The sequence below is a fragment of the Syntrophobotulus glycolicus DSM 8271 genome, from assembly GCF_000190635.1.
Classification (GTDB): Bacteria; Bacillota; Desulfitobacteriia; order Desulfitobacteriales; family Syntrophobotulaceae; genus Syntrophobotulus; species Syntrophobotulus glycolicus.
Map to the genome: position 1 here is coordinate 1,269,202 of NC_015172.1, position 20,195 is coordinate 1,289,396.

Genomic DNA, 20,195 nt, shown 5'->3' on the forward strand with positions numbered 1-20,195 from the left:
GCCGCATGGTGAAGGACGTCTTGAACCAAAGGTGTTTTTCGGCCTTGCCTGCAACATTGTTCAGAAGGGTCTTGAATAGTTATTTGTCCGGCCGTTGTCCTAAGTTTGATTAGGCTAACTTTTTTCGTGAACATGAGAGCAAGGTCTTGGTCTTGCCTGACTAAAGTGTTTTTTCGTCATGCTTATCGGCATGGTGGAGAACGTCTTGCATGTTTTTTGTCCGGTCATCGTCCTGAGTCTGGTTAAGGGAACTTTTTTGTTAAAATGAGGGCAATGGTTTTTTGCCTGGATTAAGATGTTTTTTCCGCCAGTTGCCGCATGATGAAGGATGTCTTGAACCAAAGGTGTTTTTCGGCCATGCCTGCAACAGGATTCAGAGCATCTTGAATGGTTATTTGTTTGGCCGTCGTTCCAGGTTTGATTAGGCTAACTTTTTTTTGTTAAAATAAGGGCAAGGTCTTGTCTTGCCTGACTAAAAGTGTTTTTCCATCATGCTTATCGGCAGGATGGAGAACGTCTTGGATTGTTATTTGCCGAGCATCGTCCTGAGTTTGCATGAAGAGAACTTCTTTTTGTTAAATAAGGGCAATGGTTTTGCCTGAATGAAAAGTGTTTTCGGCCATGCCTGCAACATAGTTCAGAGCGTCTTGAATGGGTTATTTGTTGGTCGTCGTCCCAGGTTTGATTAGACTAACTTTTTTCGTTAAAATAAGGGCAAGGTCTTGTCTTGCCTGACTAAAGTGTTTTTCCGTCATGCTTATCGGCAGGATGGAGAACGTCTTGGATTGTTATTTGCCGAATCAACGTCCTGGGTTTGCATGAAAAACTTCTTTTTGTTAAATGAGGGCAATGGTTTGTTTTGCTTGAATTAAAAGTGTTTTTCCACCATGCTTCTGGCGTGGTTCAGAAAATCTTGAATTGCTTTGGCCTCGTCGTCGTTTAAAGACTGTAAAAAAGCATACAGTTTAGAGTCGTGCTGGTTATGATATTCCTCGTGTGCTTCATAGGCAGCCTCACCCTTCGAGGTGAGAAACAGCTGGTGTTTAGAGGCGTTTTCAGGATCGGGCTGTTTGCGCACACACTCTTTTTCCTCCAGCTTCAACAGTGTTTTATGCACAACTCCGCGGGTAATCCCAAAATGATGGGCAATCCCGGAACTGCTGATTCCGGGGTGATCTCCAATGACTTTAATCATGTGAATTTCACCGCGGTAAAAATCAATTCCATCAGAGTTTACATGGAGAACACTCATTTTGCCGTTGGCGATTCGCTCAACGAGAGCCATAAAAGTCCGCATGGTTTGTTTTGTGTTAGAATTCATTCTGTGACCACCCTTTGAGTATAATCAGCCGGCCGCCGGAAAGTTTCCGAACTGAGCAGGTGTCCCGCAGCGCGGATCAGTCAAGCTCAAATGAGGAGTGGCGAAGAGGCCATGGTCTCTGTATTCAGGCTTTCTTCCAATGTTAAATCACCGCCTTTTTCATGATTGATGTTTGACCGTAGTAGTGTATGCCTAGCATACACCAGGAGGAATAACTTGTCAATGATGACTTTTTCGCCCAGTGTCAGATTCCCAGAGCAAAAGAGCACAAAGGCGGCGATCCCCCTGTGCCGGGAGAAGCGTTAGCAAAAGCAGCACAACCAGCATTTCGTTCCAATTGCTTTAAAGCGGGCTTGAGTATGGAGGGAAATAGATCTATAATAAGAAATGGCAGTCGTTCGGCTTTGCTGGATGTGAGGTCCGGCTCAGCCGGAGGGAGAACGTGCCTAAAAACGTGGGGATGTAGCTCAGCTGGGAGAGCGCTTGCTTCGCATGTAAGAGGTCGAGGGTTCGAGCCCCTTCATCTCCACCATAGTTTTTTGTCGAAAGAAGTCGACTGTTGTTGCAGTTGGCTTTTTTTATATTTTTGCATATAGAATTGATAATTATCATCACGTGTTGTGCAAAAGTCCTGGTAATCTTTGCCGTTGCGATATATGATATTTACAAGAATTTCCCTTTGAAAGGAGTGATGCAGGTGAATGCTAAAACAAACAGAACTGAACCCACACCGGACTTTGATACCATGAGGGATATTATAAGCAACTATATTCAAACAGAGGAATCAATTGTTAGTCAATTGCATTTTAGACACAAGCATGGGAGTATCATCGGTGGTTTTCGTGAAGAAATATGGAAACAGCTTTTTGAACAAATTGTTCCTAAAAAATTTATTATTGAGCAGTCGGTATTCATTATTGATGCTCAGGGACAGGTCTCGAATGAGGTGGATCTTGCCATATTTGACGAAATCTATACCCCTTATATATTCCGTAATGGCAGATTGAAGTTTATCCCTATTGAAGCGGTTGCCGCCGTCGTTGAATGCAAAAGTACATCCAGAGGTATTGATGATCTGAAAAAATGGTGCGATAGCATCGCCAAACTTCAGACATCCCGTGATGCTGTCGCCAGAATGCATGGTTATATCGCCACCAGCAACTTAGAACAACCTTCCACCCAAACGGGCACAAGGCCTATGCGAATTTCCTGCCATCTGGCGGGTGACAGTGAAAACATAGATGCCTTATTTGATTTTGTATTACAGGCTAAAGAAAATAAGCCGCAAATCGTTATTAAGGTGAATTCTAAAAATAAAACGCTCAAAGATTGGTTTAATGGGCTGAATCATAACGCCCCGGATGTCGAGGAGCGCTATAAAAACGTAGGAAAGGGTTTTCAGGACGAGGATGGCGAAAAAACTAAGAAGAATAATTATTCTTTAGATGATTATCGCGTATTTGCAGCGGAAGGGCGGGAAGTATCCTTGCTATCCTTTAATTTGCAATTTAATCAGCTTTTGATGCTTATCAACAATCCTATGTTGTTTCCGCACAAGGCTTATGCCGCTATGTTTAACAGAGTATATAATTCAGAGGATAGCCCGGCATTGGAGGGTGACAATAAATGAAGAAAAGCATTCTGCATTGCACAGTAATCAGTCCAATGTTCAGCTATGGAAACCAAAAAGTGGAATTGCGGCCCTCTGAACTAAAAGGGCTTATGCGCTATATATACAGGATTGCCAATCATCAAAGCCGCACTGAATTGTTGTATGAAGCGGAAGGGAAACGCTTTGGCGATGCTGAAAAATACGCTTCACCTGTTCGCATGCAAATGAAAATGCTGGATGAAAAACAGGTGCGGCAATCTCTCATGCTGCACAAAGAAGCTCCTGACCGAAATCCGAGAATGTTAAATTTTTCGGCAGGAACTACCTTTGAGATTATCATCAGAACGCTAAGCGGAACAGATATTGAGGGTATAACACATGAATGCTATAAAGACCATGTGATTCTATCCCTCGTTCTGGGAGGTTTGGGGAAGCGCACCCGCCGGGGCAGAGGCTGTGTGACAATTGCAGAACTGAATAAAAATAATCAGCAACTGCTTTTCTGGGTTACTGAACAGCTGAATACGATCAATGAAAAAAATTCTTCCGGTGGCACTCCTCCATATAAAAATGAAAAGGGCGAAATTGTTGTGGCAGCCGATCTTACCAAGCTTCAACGCCCGATTATAGAAAAAATTAAACTGGGAAAAGAGATTAAAGATATCCATGTGTTCTTGCAATCAGTGGACCAAGCTTCCCATAACATCAAACGATATCCGCCTCAATGTGTTCAAAATAGGAAATACGCAACAGGGTTTGCCTTTGGTGGACGTTTTGCTTCTTCTGTTATTGTCAGTGTTACCCAAACCAGCGACGGTATCTTTCCGATCTATACTTACGTGAAGGCTATTTATAACGGCGTAGCATTGGATAGTGCTTACGAAGAACGAAATGAATTCATAGATCTTGTTGAGGAGGGAGCGCATTGAGCACTTCATTGTTTATTTTTACAATTGGACCGGTAAAGTCATTTATTGAACAATCACGTAAGACGAGAGACTTGTATGCAGCAAGCTACTTGCTGTCCTCCTTAATGTCCGGAGCAATTCAAGAATTAAGCAAACAAGAGAATGTTGAGATCATTTTTCCAAGCGTGCCAGAAGACAATAACATCCCCAACCGCCTTGTTGCGATTGCAAGCGGATATGGCAAACCAGATCAGGAACGGTTGGGAGTCTCTCTTGAACGATATGTCAAAAACGAGTTTATAAATATCTGCAATCGTATATTCAACAATGTAGGAATAACGCCAAACCAATGGGCCAGAGAGCAACTCGAACGGTATTTAGAGATTTACTGGGGTTTTGAAGAATATGAGCAATATAAAACCGGTTACCTGCAAATGGTAAGGCGCATCAACAATATAAAAAGGTTGCGCATATTTTCTCAAACCAACGAACCATACGGTCGAAAATGCACGCTCTATCCAGAATCGAATATTGTTTTTGCCAAGAAGGCAAACGGAAGGTTCCCTTCTTATGTGGCTTCAGAACACGTAGTTGATATCACCAATATCCCAAAATGCGAGTACGCGATAAAACCGACAGAGGGATTGTCGGCGGTTGCCTTTGTTAAACGAATGCTCAATACTTTAGGCAACGAGAAAGAAAGCGATGCGGGGGTTTTAACCTTATATCAGTCCAATATTTCATCGGTTGCCTATATGCTTTTAAGAAACAGATTACTGGGCACAGCCTATGAAGCAGACCTAAAACAACTGGAAGATGAAGCATCGGAAACGATCTTTGATCTCCAGAACCACCAAAGTCTCTCCGAAGAGGAGTATAGCAAGGACAGCATTGCCGCGGCCCAAGCGCTATATGAAAAAATAAATAAGGACAAGATCCTGATAAGCCCCTATTACGCGCTTGTAAAGTTTGACGGGGATGGCATGGGAAGCTTGTATCAGTCGTATGCGGACAGGATCACCCACAAAGAGCTAAGCAAAAGTATCAGCCGCTTTGCCACAAGTGTGCGGGCAATTATCACAAAGTACAATGGCATATGTATTTATGCGGGTGGCGAGGATTTTCTGGGGTTTCTTCCGTTGGACGGTCTGTTTGTCGCTCTTTTTGAGCTACATAAAGAGTTCCCCAATCAGGTGAAGGCGCCGCTTGGACATCCCCAACCCCTAACATTTTCAGCCGGTATTGCCATCGCTCATATTATGCAGCCCCTAAGCGAGGTTATGGCTAAAACCAGCGAATTAGAAGCTTTAGCCAAGGGAATTGACGCTGATAAAGATGCCTTTGCTATCACTTTAATGAAACGAAGCGGAGAAAATGTAACCATTAAAAATAAATTTGGAGGGAATTGCCAGAATCTGAAAATCCTATATACTACGCTGCTTGATTTGCAGCAAAATCAGTTTTCCAAAGCATTTATTCAAAATCTTACAGGAACACTCGTCCGTATCCAGAGCATGAAAGATGATAAGAAACACCAAATGGTTCGAGTGCTTATTAAACAAGCTTTAAAACAATCCAACTCGACTTTGGACTGTGACAAACAAACGGCAGACTTTTATACGCTATATCAAAAATTCAACTCCAACATTTCACAATTTATATCCGTTCTACAGACGGTTAGCTTTTTATCCCGGGAGGTGAGTCCATGTTCTATGCCATTGATGCGGTAGACACCTTGTTTTTTCGTTCATCATCACCCTTTGACGCCGGAGTTAACCATGCGCCACACAGCTTCTTGCCCCCTTTACCTTCGGTATATGCAGGCGCATTGCGCTCCGTTGCGTTACCAACAAATGAAGCAGACCCCTTGAAGAACAGGAAAACACTATCGCGCCAAATGAAAATAGGGTTTAACGGGTTAATGGTGAACAATAACTTTTGTTTTCCAAGACCGCTGGACACCATGGTTACCGAAAATAACAATCTGGATCTTTTAAGCTTATCCCCATCGTCTGCCGGCAGCTACCCGTTACCATTTTACCTTTCAAGCAATAGAAACAGTTTGCAGAAGGAAATTGAACCCCAGGGTGGAGGCTGCCTATATGAAACAGATTTGCGGGCATATCTGGCGGGAGCAAGCAAAGACCTGATTTGTCATCCTCTTGCGGATCATTATCATGAGGAAGAACATATCGGAATACAAATTGATAAAAATACGGGTGCTGCACAGGATAAAAAAATGTATCACATTAAAATGACACGACCCGTTGATAAACAAAACAACAAATGCAGTCTTGTCGTTGAAGCGGAGGGCGTTTCTCTTCCGGAACAGGCTGCCCTAAAAATAGGCGGGGAATCTAAAGTGGCCCATCTTCATAGATTAGATAAAAGCATCTCCCTGGCTCCTGTCGCCGAAGAAGCAAAGGTTTTTAAGCTTTATTTGGCAACTCCCGCTATTTTTACAAAGGGTTGGCTGCCTTGGTGGATTGATGAAGGAACAAATATAGGGTCTTTTGCCTATAAAAAAAGACGAATCCGGGTAAAGCTTATCTGTGCGGCTGTCGGCAGATATATTCCTGCCGGCGGTTTTGGGCTTGATCCTGAGAATGGCCAAGCAAAACCACGGGAAATGCGCTACGCGATTCCCGCTGGAAGCGTGTATTTTTTTCAAATTCTTGAAGGAACCTTTGAAGACGCTAACAAGCTTTTCCACCAGAAATGCCTAAGCGATTATCGTGAAAACAAGGGCTTTGTTTACGATAACTGGGATAGAATGCGTTATTGTGACCGTGGATTTGGCTATTGCTTGGTTGGAAGGATCGGAAAAGAACAAGGAGGGGAAGTCATATGTACAAAATAACGAAGGCCATGTTTTTAAGTGTTTTAACACCCTTGCACGCCGGTGGAGGAACTGAACTGAGCATGATTGATCAGCCAATTCAGAGGGAAGTACACACGGGTTTTCCTAAAATAGAGGCCTCAAGCCTGAAAGGCAGTATACGCAGCGCTGCAGAAAATGGTGCCAACCAGGACATATCTGAAGATAGCATAACGCAAATCTTTGGCGCTGACGACAAAGACAATATTGTTGCATCGGCTGTTGCGTTTTCAGATGCGCGCTTATTGTTCTTCCCCGTTCGTTCGGCAAAAGGAGTATTTGCCTTCGTGACCTGTCCCATGGTTTTACAACGTTTTTTTAACGATATGAAGCTTGTAGGAATTGGTGACTGCGGCTGGGACTTGAATCTTGACAAAACTCCTTGGGTTATAGAAGGATCCAGCTTGCTGTTTAAGGATGTGTCGGGATCTGATACTGTTATGCTGGAAGAATTCTTATATAATGTCTTGGTTGAAAAAGGCAAAGAGGTTCCCTTTGCCACTTTTATTGATAAACTATTGCCCTGTTTACCGGAAAACGAACTTACCAACGACATGCTAAAAAGCAATGCCATATTGGTACCCAATGAGGACTTTGCAGATTTTGTGAAGCTTTCTACCGAGGTTATTACCCGGATTAAAATCAATAATAAATCGGGAATCGTAGAGCCTGGAGCTTTGTTTAATGAAGAGTATTTGCCTACAGAAAGCATCCTTTACAGCCTGATATTTGTAGCAGATTCCCGTCGGCCGCAAAATGAAAATACGGCGCTTGAGAAATCAAGGAAAGAAGCAGCCCAAATTGCCGGAGAGCTGGAAAAGTGTATTCCCTCCATCTTCCAGATAGGCGCCAACATGACATTGGGAAAAGGCTTTGTAGCTTGCAAGATCGTTTCCGGAGGTGAAGCGCATGCCTAATGAAATTGAAAACGGCAGGGCGTCTTTTGCCTATGAAAGAGTGTTGGCAGTATCAACGGAGAAATCGGAGAAATATGCCAAGGATTATCGCGCTCTGGTTCGCTCCTTTCCTGTGATGATTCAAACCAATGGATTCGGAGCCTCTGTGGCATTTTTATTTTCTAAGAAAAAAAACAACCAGCATGAAGCTGTCTATAATGACATCTCCAAATGGTTAAAGGAGCAGAAGCTTATTGATAATGAGTTGATGGAGGCTATTACCAAACAAACCAGAAATGGTTATAGAAGGATGACCAACGAAACAATGGCTCTGTTGATTTGGATGAAACGATTTGCAGAGGGGATGATTGAAGGTGAATCAAGCGAAAAACAATCATGTTAAATCTGAACCAACATATAACCTGCCTAATGATACTGCTGAGGCAGTTAAGTTACTAGGCAGAATTGATAACTTGTATTTACTATTAAACCGGTTGTCCTGTCACAAATGCACCAAAACCGGAATCTCTATTGAGCCTCATGGCTATCCTAACTCTCTTTGCAGGATAAATGCGCCCTGTCCGCAGGCCATGGATAAGCGGATGAAACGGCTTGCTGAATCACTGCCGCGAAAAATTGAATTTGAATACAAACCTATTGACAAGCTTATGATTGGGATTGGCCCGCTTTCTCCATACAGCCATATTTCGCTGATGTCCCTTCATCATGTTTATGGTATCCCCTACATCCCAGGCAGTGCATTAAAGGGAATCATTCGCAACTGCTGGATACAGGAAAAGTATGATGGAAAGGAGATTATTGCCTTAGAAGATCATATGTTTCAATACTTTTTTGGTGTTCGAGCTAATGAAAATGAGGTTGCAGCTCAAGGCAAGCTAGTCTTTTTCGATGCTTTTCCTATAGATTCCTACACGATCAGTCTTGATGTACAAACGCCACACTTCAAGACTTATTATGAGAATAAAGGGGAACGGTATCCAACAGATGATCAGAATCCTGTCCCTCTGTACTTTCCTGCAGTTACAAATACTGCCTTTAGGATTACGATAGGAATAGCTGATCCTGAAGTATCTAATCAACAGATCGATATGATAAAACGAATGATTTCCACTGCTTTAAGCGATTACGGGGTTGGCGCTAAAACTGCAATTGGTTATGGTATCGGCGAAGTGAAAGCAATCGGTTCGTGTTAAGAACTATTTTCCCGTTTCGAGCCATTCCAGATATTGCTGCATTCATCGAAACAAGTCGACTACGGTGGGTCTCTTTCGTTCTATTAGGTAAAAATAGACATGAAGGACGTTGTCAAAACGAAGATTTGCAAGGGAAGTGCGTACAGCAAGAGGCGTATCATATTTAGTAAAGACGAACTCAATTTCATCATGCGCAGAAGGTATTCAGGCTCATCTTACCCGGAAGATGCAAAAGATAAGAAAGAATATGCCTTCTACAAAGCAAACGGGGTTGAAGAAGCTGGGGTCAATCGGCTGCTCTATAAATATGTAGGGCGCTAATTTCAATGTATATATTTTTCGGACAATTTATTTTTTACAAACGCTTTAAAATTTATTGTCTAAGCAATAACCGTCTGGCTTAGGTTGCTACATTTCGGATCGAAGTGCCAATAAGTTTTCCCTTTTGAGAAGGCGCAGTGACCCTCTCAAGTCCCCTTATCTCTGTCATAATTTTTGTCGAAAAAAGTCGATTACCGTTAATTGCAGTTAGCCTTTTTACATCTATTTACATTATTTTAGCTAATTATTCGTTGGGAATCTTATCCATTCGCTATATAATATATATGGAAAAGAGGTGTTTGAAATGCTTGTAAGCTCAACAGAGATTCAAAATAACTTCGGGAAGTATCTAGATTTGGCTTCCAATCAGGAAATAGTCGTCACCCGAAACGGGCTTCCGATTGCCCGCCTTGTTGGGGTGAATGATTCTATATCGTTCCTCTCCGACCGTTTAGTCGGCCTTGTACCGTCCGATGTGGACGAAGAAACGGTACGGAATGAAAGGCTGACGCGTCAATGAAACTGCTGCTCGACACAAATATTGTTGTAGACATTATTTCACGGCGCGCCGGATACGAAGATTCGCTGAATATTTTGAGATACTGCGAAGTAAAAAGGCCGAGGGCTTTGTTTCAACAGCCACAGTTCTGGACGTGATGTACATTTTGCGTAAGCACGTCAGTCCGGAAGAGGTGAAAGAAGCGGTTCGGATTTTTTTTGCCATTGTGGATGTGGTGGATGTGAAGAAGAGCGACATAGTCGACGCCTTCGATAGTGGAATGACAGATTACGAAGATGCGGTGCAGGCGCTGTGTGCCAAGCGAAATAGAGCGGATTATATCATTACACGCAACGTCAGTGATTTTAGCAAGTCGTTTGTTCCGGCAATCCTGCCGTGTGATGTTTTAATGCTGCTGAAACAAGACTGACGTATAAGGCATCTTTTTGACCTAACTTCTCACTGCTGGAGCAAATGTTGCTCCGGCCAAAATCCCTGATCGTTGCGATCAGGGATTTTTCATGCCTGTTGGAGGCGTTTCCTTAGAAAATAAAGTCAATTATTAGGTTTCATGCAACTTCTTTTAATGAACTCGCAGGCATGAGGCGACAACATAAAATCCTCAACTTTTCGCTGTGCCTTGTTTCCGATGGCAACAAATGATTCGGTTTTTATAAAATGCTCTATTATGGATACTTCCTCAGCCAAGCATGCTACTTGGGCTTTTGCAATTACACGTTGAAAATTCCTCCACTCTTTATAGTTCAAATCTTTTTGTAATTGCCTTGCGCTTACATATTTGGCATCATCCATGCACATTTTATCACCTCCTCTCTAAATCACGTTGTATTCTTTCTCATATGTTAAAGCGTGCATAACTTTTTGGTCAATGAATTGCATAATTCATTGAAAAATAAAAAAAGCTATGTTATGCTTATATTGCATAAGTACACCCCGTGCGGGTGCGTGGATTTGTCATTCAGCACAAACCCTGGCCGATTGTCGCACCCCGAGTAGGTGCGTGGATTGAAACAATGATTTATGTAATTGTGAATCCCTGAAAAGATAGGCATCTTTTGTATCATTTCAGGGCTTTTCATTTTTATGAGTGGCATCCTACAGATATTGCGCTTCGTTTTTGCAAGGCGGGGGTATGTTTTCATCCACACCAAGTGGCATCTTTTTCTACCTAACTTCTCATAATTTTAGGTCAAAAAAGATACCATACGGTCGAAACCGCATGGTATCAGCATTTTCGGGATAATGCCCCCGATTTTTTATACTTCAAAATCGGAGATTTCAACCCTCGTAAGCAACTGAATAGGAGTTTTCCATAAAATGAACAGGCGTATTTTCCAAAAGAAAGTACGCCTGTTTTTTTATGCCCTTTTTTAGGACTCAACCAAAATATTGGAGGAACCAACATGTTAAAAGTATACATAACCAGAGGTAACCAGGAGCAAGGAGTCTGTCCATGTGCTGAATTCAGGAAGGGGGTTCATGGTGAACCATGAAGGCGAACCTCTCACTCTAAAAAATTTTATCGGCAGAGAAAGAACAATAATTTTTTTAATTTGGCTTAAAATATCGTGTTTTCTATTGCTCCATAGATCGGACGTTTGGACTTATTTGTTTTTTATAAAATTTTCAAATAAATGTGTTGCAAAAAGTTATTTATCTTGTCTTTATATAATGAAAAGCAATATTTTGGAAAATGATACTTGTATTTAAAATGGCTTAAAAGAAAGTGTAATATCTTAGAAATTTAATAACTGAAAGAGGGTAAATTAGCAAAATCAGTTGATAAAAGCTCTTGACAACTTCACATAGCTAAAAATAAGTAAGACCATAGGAAAGGAGTCGGTGTATCTAAAAGAGTTTTAGGTTGTCTTAAAAATTAACAGAAAATGAAACTTGATTTCCAAGTATTTAGATGGCTTTCGCCATTTAAATTAAGACGCTATCAGATCATTCATACAGCTAAGTACCATTGATCTGATAGCGTTGGCCCCTACACAAATTATAGGTTGCTTTATACTACATCTACTGGAGATAGTTTGTGAAGGGAGATTATAAAAAAGGAGGCGTAAAAAATGAATAATCTCTATCGCAATTTGAGTGGATAGAATTTTAGTCGAAACAGTTTGGCAGGTCATAGTTATTTTAGCTTAAGATTTACACTGATCAAGTAACAATCAATGGCAAATGAAAAATATTATAGGAGTGAATTAAATGAAAAAGTTCAGAAAAGCTTTTTTACTGGTCTTAACGTTATGCATGGTATTAAGTTTAATGCCAGCAAGTGTTTTTGCTGAAAGCAATACCCCATATAAGTATAGTATAACTCCAGATTCCAAAGATTGGGCCAAACATAAATCTTATGAATTAGTTCAGCTTACGGATATTCCGGAAAATATTGTAAAAAACATGGATACAGCAGCTCTCGTTTCAGCCGTTATGGATTATCCATTTCTCGGTGATATCTATGCCTTTGACAGCGATGAAATTGGAATACAGGTTATAAGTGAAAGATTCTCAGGTTTAAAAGAACTTCTCGGCAGGAGAGATGCTGGTGATGGTTTATATGAAGAATATATGACCATGAAACAGGAAGTAACAGGCTTGAAAGATGCCAAGAGTGTTAACTTTAAAACCATAATGAAAGATAGAATTATTGGAACATTGCTTTCTCAGCCTGTCATTTTCGAAAAATTGAATAAAGAACAGGTTAATTCAATCATCGAAACATCAAACACCATTTCTAAAAAAATAGATGTCACACCAATTTACGCTAATAAGAAATCTCTTTTTGCTGAGGCTGCAAGAGCAGCTTACCCTACTGCTTATGTATATACCCCTAATTTTAGCGCCGTACAAGTCTTGATAAGAGGGGAACAGCTGACCTCTGCACAGAAAGCTGCTGCTGATAGCTATATGGCTTCCGCATACCCTGGTGCAACAAGACTTAGAAGTGCTACCACTAAATATAATTGCCATTCTTATGCATGGTACAGTACATTCGCTTCAAACCCTTACTGGATGAATAGTCCTGCAGCATATATGTCAGATGGAAGCTATACTAAAGTAGGTTTTACGCCTACCGCAGCAGGGCAGGTAATGTATTATCCAGTAACTGGAGGACATTCAGCCATTGTGTACACATCTAGCTCCAATATTTGGAACGTAGTATTAACCTCAAAATGGGGAGAGTACGGTTTGTATAGACACAATTATGGTACTGATCCGTATGGTAATGGAGCATTAAATATAACTTGCTGGAGACGTTGATAGTCACTTAAATCCGTGAGTTAGAAGCATGGAAATAATAGGCAGCCTAGGCAGTTCTCGATTATGTGAATGATGATGACTGCGAAACTACAAGGTCTGTCACAAATTTTGCATCGCTTTTCGCGACTCGGAGAACAACGTCTTAATTGGCCATCCTGTGGATCTGTGGTCGAGATTCAAGCGTTTTCCACAAATCCACAGGCTTTATCTTTGCTTTTCAAAAAATGTTTTGACCTTGTCATAGGCAGCAGCGGAGTCCAGTGGCGAACGGCCATGCTGATACGCTGGTATTTGGTGGTTGTATTGATTTGATAGTTCGATTTCAGATATAAAGTCACATGGAAGATCTGAACTTTGTTGGTTTTTTCTTGACAAAGAAGGTTGGTTGTGATAAACCTTAATTAAGGTCTATCACAACCAACCTTCGGAGGTGTATTATGGATAATCTGAATTTATTTGACGCCGAATATAAATTTATGTGTATTGTTTGGGAGTGTGAGCCGGTAAACTCGACTGAGCTTACAAGGCTGTGTTTAAACAAGCTCGGTTGGAAGAAATCCACTACATACACAATGATTCGCAAGCTCTCAGAACGTAATGTTGTAAAAAATGAAAAGGCAACGGTTACCGCTTTAATAAAACGTGAACAGGTACAGAAATATGAAAGCGAAACGCTTTTGGAAAAGGCATTTGATAATTCATTACCATTTTTTTTAACTGCTTTTTTGAAGGATAAACAACTTAACAAAGAAGAAGCCGCCGAGTTGCAGAAGATGATAGAGGAAGCGACAAAATGATGGTATTCATATCAGGTTTTTTCGATACGATTTTTGAGATGAGTGCAATAGCCAGTATTGTGGCGTTAATCGTTATGGTTGTTCGTCTCGCCCTGAAAAAGGCACCAAAGGTCTTTTCGCTTATGTTGTGGCTTGTTGTTTTCTTTCGGCTGCTCTGCCCCTTTACTATACAGAGCAGTTACGGACTTTCTAAGCTGCTTCCAAACAGTATCAAGCAAAATGTTGACGCCCGGATACCTGTCACGATGCCGGTATTGCCGGTGGGAACAGAAGAACATGGGAATATCACCCACGTGCTGTCGAACAGTGTTCCTCATACTATTTTGATCACTTCCCAAGATTTGTTTTTTACGCTCTTGGACACCTTGCGTTATATGTGGCTCTTCGGTTTTATCGCAGTGGTTTTATACGGTTTCATTTCATATATGCTTTTGAAACGGAGGATGCGAATAGCAACAAAAGTTGATGGCAATATCTACGAGACAGACCGTATAAAAACGCCGTTTATATTGGGTTTCTTACGTCCAAAAATCTATATCCCGGCAGGACTTGCAGGCAGCGAGCTAGCGTATATCCTCAAACACGAGCAAACGCATATCAAGCGATATGACTATTTGTTGAAGCCAATCGCATTTTTTGCTGTTGCCCTGCACTGGTTCAACCCGGTTGCATGGATTTCTTATATCCTCATGTCACACGATATGGAACTATCTGCCGACGAGAGTGTAATGAAACAGGCAGGGGAGGAGGATATACGCAAAGCGTATTCAACCTCGCTGGTACGCCTGTCGTCCGTACAAAGCGGTTTGTTTCCGCTTGCATTTGGCGAAATAGGTGTGAAATCAAGGGTTAAGAACATTCTAAATTACAAAAAACCGACATTTTGGGTGAGTATCGTATCCCTGATTGCTGTGATAGGAATTGGAGGATTTCTCATGACAAACGATGAAGCAAAAGATATTAATGATAGCCTTGCTTGGGCTAATAATCTTTCTGTTAACGATGTGCAGTCTATTGAAATGGTTATATCGCCATCCGAGAGGGAGAATTATTACAAAGAATTTTCATCCGAGGAATTTGGCCCAATCATAAAAATCATAAACGCAAGTAAGGGACAAAAAGTTAACGCACCCGATGAACTTGGAAGCACCACAACGCTGTACATCATCACAAAAGAGGGAACTGTTCATACCTATCAAAATCTGAGGAACGCTTATCTTGTCATTGATAATGTATATTTAAGTGCAAATAGTTCATGGCTTGCAAGCAGTTTTAAAGATTTGAAAGGAGATGCTTCACTTCCCGATGGTTTTTTTGAGCGTGTTACCGGCATTACCACCACATATAGTTTAATGAAATTAGGTAAAAATGGCGAGGTGTTAAGTTCGCTTACCCCATTGGATGGTACATACAGGCGGCTTGCGGAAGATACCGTATTCAGTTCCATGACAAAGTCTACCATTTATCCTGCACAGAATATAGATTCCTTCGATGCGTACTATATGCTGCGAGTAATCTATAGTAGCAACAATTCAAATACGACGCATGACTATTATCTTTTTACAATGAATGGTGACGCTTATATGCAAAATGGAAAAAACGGGTTTAATACAAAAGTAGACACAGAATTGTATAATCGTATTGACACGCTTCTAAAGTCCTTTAATTAGCCCTTGATGCCAGCAATTTCAGAGGTGGGTGGTAGACGCAATACTCCTGAAACTCCTGTGGCACACAAAGACCGATTCTAATGAGGGAAAGCCCGTGCAGACGCATATCCGCTTCCCGGAACGCAGTCGGCGGCATGAGCAGTTCCCCGCAATCGTAGGGGGATAAAGTTGTAGTCATGGTCAAGTTCATTTGTAAGGTAAAAGTCAATGTCATCAAGGGCGGGCAAAACGCCCTTGACTTGCTTCAAGGCGTGTCGCCCCTATTCCGGCCAGCGCTTTGCGCTGTTCTTCGTTGCGGGTGTTGACAAAAGTCGGAATATCCATCCCTAACTGTGGCCTAAAACTTGAAGAGCTTCCGTCTGTAATGCAAGCATGATAAACGGTGTGGCCGGTATTGACGTGATTGACGATACCTCCCGCCCATTAAAAGTGTTTCATCGTCCTGATGCGTTTCGATAAATAATACTGTTGCCATTTTACAAATCAATCCTCCTTTTCTTTTTCGAAGCTTAGCTTCCTGGTTTGTCAATGTTGCAACTGTTCGGGCTTTATTACGGTGCTTCTTAAGAAAAGAAAGACGAAAAAAAGGGCGTTCTTAAGGTCTGAATGTACTCGCTAAACCAGGATTACTGAACCAGACATAAGAAAGGGCAAGAATTATGGTTGACTTTCCATTAATTCTTGCCCTTTGGTTTTTAGGAATACGAATGAGGCAAAAAAACAAATGCTTAAGGTTTATAAATCGGGCGATTCCTTCTTTAATAACGGTAAATCAGCATTCTGATGCCAAGAATGGGGGAATTAATACGGATACTTTTTGAATCATCTTAAAATAATATTTGCTGTGTTAGGAGGTTTGATTCTTTGTTATACGCATTGTTTGCCTTTATAGCCATCTATTATTTAACCGCACTGCTTCTGGCTATCCACGAAAAAAAGTAACAAGTAAGATCGGGTACAGAGGTATTAGTAAAAAAGCGTTGATATTGCTCCTGGTCGCTTTGGGAAATATTATTGTTCGGTACATTATCGGTTTAGGAAGTTCGGTCAGAACAATGTGATTATGTTGTATCTCTCTTATATTTTATCTCTCTAATGAAGGAATTAGCATCCTTGAAAACGTTGCGAAAATGGGGGTGCCTCTTCCCCAAAAGCTGAGAGACATTCTTGCGCAGGCTTGCAAGATGGATATAAAGTAAAAAAATATTATGGAAAGGTTAGCAGTGCAATTATGTCAAAAAAGTGGAGACTGTCGTTTTATTAAAATAACATAAAGAACAGTTTTGTTTACAACAATTTAAAAAAATTATTGCGAAATTCCATCGAAGTTGCCTTCTACAAATGATACAGTGATTTTTTGTATCAACGACTAAGCGCCTTTGCGAGAGGTAGTACTGGCAGTAATGGAAATAAGAATAAAATATATCTTTCTGTAAAGAGGCTTGAAAAGTATGTTACCATGATTATCAAAGGAGTGATTCAATGATAATGATGATAATTGAGGAATTGGAAAACGATGACGATAAGATTTTTATCGTTAATTTATATCGGGACTATTATGGACTTGTCCGCAAGACCGTTTACAATATCATAAATGATCGGTGATGTATCCTTGGAAGAACTGCATTAATTCGCTTTTTTGTTCTTCGATAATCTGTTTATTTGCTATGAATTGGAATAAAAAAGTGGAGAATAGCTAATCATTTAGGCTATCATAAAACGTTACATATTATAGTGGACTTTCGCGAAGGATTACTCTGAGCATAATTTCATAATTAACAGGGGAGGGGGTACGTAATGCGCAGATACAACAGAAAAATTCAATCAGTTTTTTTATATGCTATTTTAATTTTTTATATAATTTTATTTTTATCAATAGTAGTTTTTAAGTATGTTTCACCATTTGAATTGTTTAATGAAAATAGGACGGTATATAGAAGTATTAACATCTTGCCTTTTCAGTCTATAAAAAACTATTTGATAGGGACAGTTGACGTTTCACATACAGTTGCCTTTAACAATATATTCGGGAATATTGTGTTGTTTATCCCTTTAGGTATTTATTTACTATTGTTCAAGAAAAATAAGAAGGTGTTCGCAAGTTTTGTTTCTGTTTTCGTTATTAGTTTATCTATCGAAATTGTACAGTATATTTTTGGTATTGGAGCAACCGATATAGACGATATACTGCTCAATTGTGTAGGTGGAATCGTCGGAATTTTAAGCTATAAACTTTTAACTGTCTTTATAAAAGAGCACAGTAAAATCCGAACCGTAATTATGATATGTAGTTCGATTATAGGAATCCCATTATTTGTTATAACATCACTTTTGCTAATGAATCGTTGACTATGCCTCATAGAAAAAAGGCGTGGAGCGGGGGGCAATTAGTTATCCCGCTCCACGCCTTTATAGCTCCACCACCGACGTAAGCTGCTTGAGAACGCCAGATACCCGGTCCCACAATTCCGCATAATCTTTTTGCAGAGCCGCCGCAACCTTGGACGGGTACACGCCATAGGTATTTCATGAATGGCAACTCGATTGAGATTATTTGCACATCACCTTTGTAGAGAAACAAGCTCCCATACAGTTGAAATAAATGATTGTTAGCACCTTATAATACACAGTTTTTATCTATTAGGAAGCTTCATGCCGGGAATAAGAGCGTATCGCAAGAATAAAGAATAAGAAAATCTCTATCCCTGCCGCCACCGGGATAATGTATGGTGTCCAGACGCTGATCGGCCCAAGAGGTAAAAAGTTAAATTCGGTCAGTTCAAAGAAAAAGCTGTTTCTAAGCCCAACTCCCCCCGACGGCAAGCACAGCCTGATCCAATTTTCAATATTGGCGCCGCTTCCGGCGAAAGACAGAATTGTAGGCAACAAACAGCTTCCAATGGCAAGCCCCAACACGGTAATCGGATTTTTGAATTTAGTTGAGAGAAACAGCGTAAAGCATACCGTCGCAAGGAAAGTAAGCAGGCCGGAAAAGACAACCAGCGTATTGGCTTCTCCTACGGTAAACGGAACAAAGGAAATTGCGGAAAACGCCACTTGCAGCGTTGTTTTCAGGCTATCCCAACCGAACGCGGCATATGAAATCAAGATAAACGCAGTTACACAGACCGCAAAAATCGCGGTAGTAAGCAGAATGGCAGACAACAGCTTTACAACCGCCAAACGCCGCCGCCCATGCTTTGTGCAACGCAAAATATCATCCGCGCCGCTTTGGTAGTCAGCAGAAAAGATTGGTGCGGCAATGACTGTGCATAGCATAACCAACAGGAAAATGCACATGGTCAGATACTCCGATGTGTCACTGTCCCCAACGCCATACACATAATAGAACGGCGCTTTTACTTTCTCGTTCATGGTAAGAGCCTGTTCGACAGCATCGGGAGAATCTTTATATTCGTATGATATATAGTCCGTAAGGCGCTCCGTGCGTTGCTCATAAAAATTGGCCGCTTCTTCCGGTGAAATCTCATACAGTGGTACAGGGATGCCCGTGGACTTATCCACATACACCTCACGGATGCTATTCAATATCGCATTGATTGGCGCTAATTTTTGATAGTATATGTCTTTTGGTATATCCTCCATCTTTGCTCCGTAGGTTTCGTATACCTCATGGTAGGTTTCAAAAGCGGCGCGTATTCGTTCCGGCGTAAGCTCTCCCTCAATGGGTTTCAGCATTTCCTGATTGGCCTGTATTGCTTCTCTGCCGGACAGCCTTACTTCCGTACCGCTTTCATCAAGGTTCCAATGGCGCGCAAAGGAGATAACCAAAAGGGCCATTACAACCGACAGCAGCAGCGCCCCCGCCGCCAGTATCCATGTAGAGCGGGTTTTTGCCACACGTTTCAATTCTAAAGCAATCATGCGGTTCATACTGCATCCTCCTTTACGGCTTCCTCACCACGGAACAGCCACAGATATAAGTCCTCAAGGCGCGGGGCGGCGTTTTGTGAATCCGGCAAACTCGGACTTTCCGAAACATACCGTACTGATACGCTCCCGCCTTCTTCATTGCGGACGGTAACAACCCGGACGGTACGCTCGTAATGATGAAGCTGTTCCGCTGGAATCGTGCTTTGCCATACCTTGCCGTCCATCGTTTTCACAAGCTCGTCTGTGGTGCCGACCGCAATAATTTGTCCGTCCTTCATAATGGCGTTGCGGTTTGCGATATACTCAACATCAGAAACAATATGAGTAGAAATCAAGACAATACGCTGTTGTGCAAACTCCGATAATATATTTCGGAAGCGTATGCGCTCACCGGGGTCAAGGCCGCTTGTAGGTTCGTCCAGAATCAAAATATCCGGGTCGTTCAAAAGCGCCTGGGCAATCCCTACTCTGCGTTGCATCCCGCCTGACAGTTTGCGGATGTGTTTGTTCCGAACATCCGTAAGGGTTAGCCTGTGAAGCAGCTCGTCTATTTTTTGATTGGTTTCCTTTTGGGGCAGTCCTTTCAGCGAAGCCATATATTGCAGATAGTCCGCTACCGTAAATTCCGGGTAAAATCCAAAGTTCTGCGGCAGATAGCCAAAAACATCCCGATAGGCTTCGCCCAATGCCTTAATTTCAATACCGTCGTACTGGACTTTGCCGGAAGTAGGCGTTAATATACCGGCCACCATGCGCATCAAGGTTGTTTTCCCTGCGCCGTTTGCACCGAGAAGCCCCCATACGCCGGGGGTAAGCGTCAGGCTTACATTGTTTACGGCGGTTTTATCCTTGTACCGTTTGGTAAGTTTTTGAATCGTAAGCTCCATGTGTATTCTC

The 20,195-nt window shown here is 41.6% G+C and carries 19 protein-coding genes, 1 tRNA gene and 1 pseudogene; 16 read left to right on the top strand and 5 right to left on the bottom strand.

From position 1 onward, the window contains the following. Positions 1-868: 868 nt before the first annotated feature. The gene (locus SGLY_RS06350; RefSeq protein ID WP_013624449.1) at positions 869-1,321 is read right to left on the bottom strand and encodes a MarR family winged helix-turn-helix transcriptional regulator; all 453 of its coding nucleotides are present in this window, start codon (positions 1,319-1,321) and stop codon (positions 869-871) included. A 456-nt stretch (positions 1,322-1,777) separates the two neighbouring features. Here SGLY_RS06350 and SGLY_RS06360 point away from each other — a divergent pair. The 10 genes from SGLY_RS06360 to SGLY_RS06410 all read left to right on the top strand — a co-directional run bounded on the left by SGLY_RS06360 (position 1,778) and on the right by SGLY_RS06410 (position 10,079). After that, positions 1,778-1,853: transfer RNA gene (locus SGLY_RS06360), tRNA-Ala, on the top strand. Between the two features lie 159 nt (positions 1,854-2,012). Continuing rightward, a complete protein-coding gene (locus SGLY_RS06365) occupies positions 2,013-2,951 on the top strand; it encodes a DUF6602 domain-containing protein (protein ID WP_148228181.1) in 939 nt (312 codons plus the stop codon). After that, positions 2,948-3,862, top strand: coding sequence for a type III-B CRISPR module RAMP protein Cmr1 (gene cmr1 / locus SGLY_RS06370; RefSeq protein WP_013624451.1), 915 nt, complete (start codon positions 2,948-2,950; stop codon positions 3,860-3,862). The genes SGLY_RS06365 and cmr1 overlap by 4 nt, the downstream gene beginning before the upstream one ends. Next, positions 3,859-5,571, top strand: coding sequence for a type III-B CRISPR-associated protein Cas10/Cmr2 (gene cas10, locus SGLY_RS06375; RefSeq protein WP_013624452.1), 1,713 nt, complete (start codon positions 3,859-3,861; stop codon positions 5,569-5,571). Before cmr1 ends, cas10 begins: the two co-directional genes overlap by 4 nt. Next, entirely contained in the window at positions 5,547-6,701 is a 1,155-nt protein-coding gene (locus tag SGLY_RS06380; protein WP_013624453.1) for a type III-B CRISPR module-associated Cmr3 family protein, read from the top strand. The genes cas10 and SGLY_RS06380 overlap by 25 nt, the downstream gene beginning before the upstream one ends. Then, a complete protein-coding gene (gene cmr4 / locus SGLY_RS06385; protein WP_013624454.1) occupies positions 6,689-7,636 on the top strand; it encodes a type III-B CRISPR module RAMP protein Cmr4 in 948 nt (315 codons plus the stop codon). Before SGLY_RS06380 ends, cmr4 begins: the two co-directional genes overlap by 13 nt. After that, positions 7,629-8,018, top strand: coding sequence for a type III-B CRISPR module-associated protein Cmr5 (gene cmr5, locus SGLY_RS06390; protein ID WP_013624455.1), 390 nt, complete (start codon positions 7,629-7,631; stop codon positions 8,016-8,018). The genes cmr4 and cmr5 overlap by 8 nt, the downstream gene beginning before the upstream one ends. Further along, entirely contained in the window at positions 7,990-8,829 is an 840-nt protein-coding gene (gene cmr6, locus SGLY_RS06395) for a type III-B CRISPR module RAMP protein Cmr6 (RefSeq protein ID WP_041444700.1), read from the top strand. Before cmr5 ends, cmr6 begins: the two co-directional genes overlap by 29 nt. A 625-nt stretch (positions 8,830-9,454) precedes the next feature. After that, the gene (locus tag SGLY_RS06405) at positions 9,455-9,670 is read left to right on the top strand and encodes a type II toxin-antitoxin system Phd/YefM family antitoxin (protein ID WP_013624458.1); all 216 of its coding nucleotides are present in this window, start codon (positions 9,455-9,457) and stop codon (positions 9,668-9,670) included. An 82-nt stretch (positions 9,671-9,752) separates the two neighbouring features. After that, entirely contained in the window at positions 9,753-10,079 is a 327-nt protein-coding gene (locus tag SGLY_RS06410) for a type II toxin-antitoxin system VapC family toxin (RefSeq protein WP_282432427.1), read from the top strand. Between the two features lie 125 nt (positions 10,080-10,204). Here SGLY_RS06410 and SGLY_RS06415 read toward each other — a convergent pair whose 3' ends face one another. Further along, complete coding sequence (locus SGLY_RS06415; protein ID WP_041444701.1) at positions 10,205-10,468, bottom strand: hypothetical protein; 264 nt, start codon at positions 10,466-10,468, stop codon at positions 10,205-10,207. A 1,413-nt stretch (positions 10,469-11,881) separates the two neighbouring features. Here SGLY_RS06415 and SGLY_RS17060 point away from each other — a divergent pair. From SGLY_RS17060 to SGLY_RS17065, 3 genes are all read left to right on the top strand, one after another. Further along, positions 11,882-12,937 (top strand): hypothetical protein, encoded by a 1,056-nt coding sequence (locus SGLY_RS17060; protein WP_013624459.1) that lies wholly within the window; start codon positions 11,882-11,884, stop codon positions 12,935-12,937. A 437-nt stretch (positions 12,938-13,374) separates the two neighbouring features. Beyond that, complete coding sequence (locus SGLY_RS06430) at positions 13,375-13,734, top strand: BlaI/MecI/CopY family transcriptional regulator (protein ID WP_013624460.1); 360 nt, start codon at positions 13,375-13,377, stop codon at positions 13,732-13,734. After that, positions 13,731-15,404 (top strand): M56 family metallopeptidase, encoded by a 1,674-nt coding sequence (locus tag SGLY_RS17065; protein ID WP_013624461.1) that lies wholly within the window; start codon positions 13,731-13,733, stop codon positions 15,402-15,404. The genes SGLY_RS06430 and SGLY_RS17065 overlap by 4 nt, the downstream gene beginning before the upstream one ends. On the opposite strand, the gene SGLY_RS17875 is transcribed toward SGLY_RS17065, so the two are convergent. Beyond that, the gene (locus SGLY_RS17875; RefSeq protein ID WP_169312016.1) at positions 15,397-15,621 is read right to left on the bottom strand and encodes a hypothetical protein; all 225 of its coding nucleotides are present in this window, start codon (positions 15,619-15,621) and stop codon (positions 15,397-15,399) included. The genes SGLY_RS17065 and SGLY_RS17875 overlap by 8 nt on opposite strands. Before the next feature lie 763 nt (positions 15,622-16,384). Between SGLY_RS17875 and SGLY_RS17505 the strand changes: the two are divergent. The 3 genes and pseudogenes from SGLY_RS17505 to SGLY_RS06440 all read left to right on the top strand — a co-directional run bounded on the left by SGLY_RS17505 (position 16,385) and on the right by SGLY_RS06440 (position 17,753). After that, a pseudogene (locus SGLY_RS17505) lies at positions 16,385-16,603 on the top strand (phage holin family protein). A 283-nt stretch (positions 16,604-16,886) separates the two neighbouring features. Next, positions 16,887-17,009 (top strand): hypothetical protein, encoded by a 123-nt coding sequence (locus tag SGLY_RS18515; RefSeq protein WP_013624463.1) that lies wholly within the window; start codon positions 16,887-16,889, stop codon positions 17,007-17,009. A 192-nt stretch (positions 17,010-17,201) separates the two neighbouring features. Then, positions 17,202-17,753: a VanZ family protein gene (locus tag SGLY_RS06440; RefSeq protein ID WP_013624464.1), complete on the top strand. Its 552-nt coding sequence runs from the start codon at positions 17,202-17,204 to the stop codon at positions 17,751-17,753. A gap of 291 nt (positions 17,754-18,044) precedes the next feature. Here the strand turns inward: SGLY_RS06440 and SGLY_RS06445 are convergent, their stop codons facing one another. Both SGLY_RS06445 and SGLY_RS06450 read right to left on the bottom strand, forming a co-directional pair. Next, the gene (locus SGLY_RS06445) at positions 18,045-19,298 is read right to left on the bottom strand and encodes an ABC transporter permease (protein ID WP_013624465.1); all 1,254 of its coding nucleotides are present in this window, start codon (positions 19,296-19,298) and stop codon (positions 18,045-18,047) included. Further along, positions 19,295-20,185: an ABC transporter ATP-binding protein gene (locus SGLY_RS06450; protein ID WP_013624466.1), complete on the bottom strand. Its 891-nt coding sequence runs from the start codon at positions 20,183-20,185 to the stop codon at positions 19,295-19,297. Before SGLY_RS06450 ends, SGLY_RS06445 begins: the two co-directional genes overlap by 4 nt. Positions 20,186-20,195: the final 10 nt, after the last annotated feature.

What these genes read in the sequence shown, in the direction of transcription:
- SGLY_RS06415 (WP_041444701.1), bottom strand. Translation starts at nt 10,468, where the DNA reads ATGTGCATGGATGATGCCAAATATGTAAGCGCAAGGCAATTACAAAAA.
- cmr5 (WP_013624455.1), top strand. Translation starts at nt 7,629, where the DNA reads ATGCCTAATGAAATTGAAAACGGCAGGGCGTCTTTTGCCTATGAAAGA.
- cmr1 (WP_013624451.1), top strand. Translation starts at nt 2,948, where the DNA reads ATGAAGAAAAGCATTCTGCATTGCACAGTAATCAGTCCAATGTTCAGC.
- SGLY_RS06380 (WP_013624453.1), top strand. Translation starts at nt 5,547, where the DNA reads ATGTTCTATGCCATTGATGCGGTAGACACCTTGTTTTTTCGTTCATCA.
- SGLY_RS18515 (WP_013624463.1), top strand. Translation starts at nt 16,887, where the DNA reads ATGATAATGATGATAATTGAGGAATTGGAAAACGATGACGATAAGATT.
- SGLY_RS06405 (WP_013624458.1), top strand. Translation starts at nt 9,455, where the DNA reads ATGCTTGTAAGCTCAACAGAGATTCAAAATAACTTCGGGAAGTATCTA.
- SGLY_RS06365 (WP_148228181.1), top strand. Translation starts at nt 2,013, where the DNA reads ATGCAGGTGAATGCTAAAACAAACAGAACTGAACCCACACCGGACTTT.
- SGLY_RS17065 (WP_013624461.1), top strand. Translation starts at nt 13,731, where the DNA reads ATGATGGTATTCATATCAGGTTTTTTCGATACGATTTTTGAGATGAGT.
- SGLY_RS06445 (WP_013624465.1), bottom strand. Translation starts at nt 19,298, where the DNA reads ATGAACCGCATGATTGCTTTAGAATTGAAACGTGTGGCAAAAACCCGC.
- SGLY_RS06450 (WP_013624466.1), bottom strand. Translation starts at nt 20,185, where the DNA reads ATGGAGCTTACGATTCAAAAACTTACCAAACGGTACAAGGATAAAACC.
- SGLY_RS06430 (WP_013624460.1), top strand. Translation starts at nt 13,375, where the DNA reads ATGGATAATCTGAATTTATTTGACGCCGAATATAAATTTATGTGTATT.
- SGLY_RS06440 (WP_013624464.1), top strand. Translation starts at nt 17,202, where the DNA reads ATGCGCAGATACAACAGAAAAATTCAATCAGTTTTTTTATATGCTATT.
- cmr4 (WP_013624454.1), top strand. Translation starts at nt 6,689, where the DNA reads ATGTACAAAATAACGAAGGCCATGTTTTTAAGTGTTTTAACACCCTTG.
- SGLY_RS06350 (WP_013624449.1), bottom strand. Translation starts at nt 1,321, where the DNA reads ATGAATTCTAACACAAAACAAACCATGCGGACTTTTATGGCTCTCGTT.
- SGLY_RS17060 (WP_013624459.1), top strand. Translation starts at nt 11,882, where the DNA reads ATGAAAAAGTTCAGAAAAGCTTTTTTACTGGTCTTAACGTTATGCATG.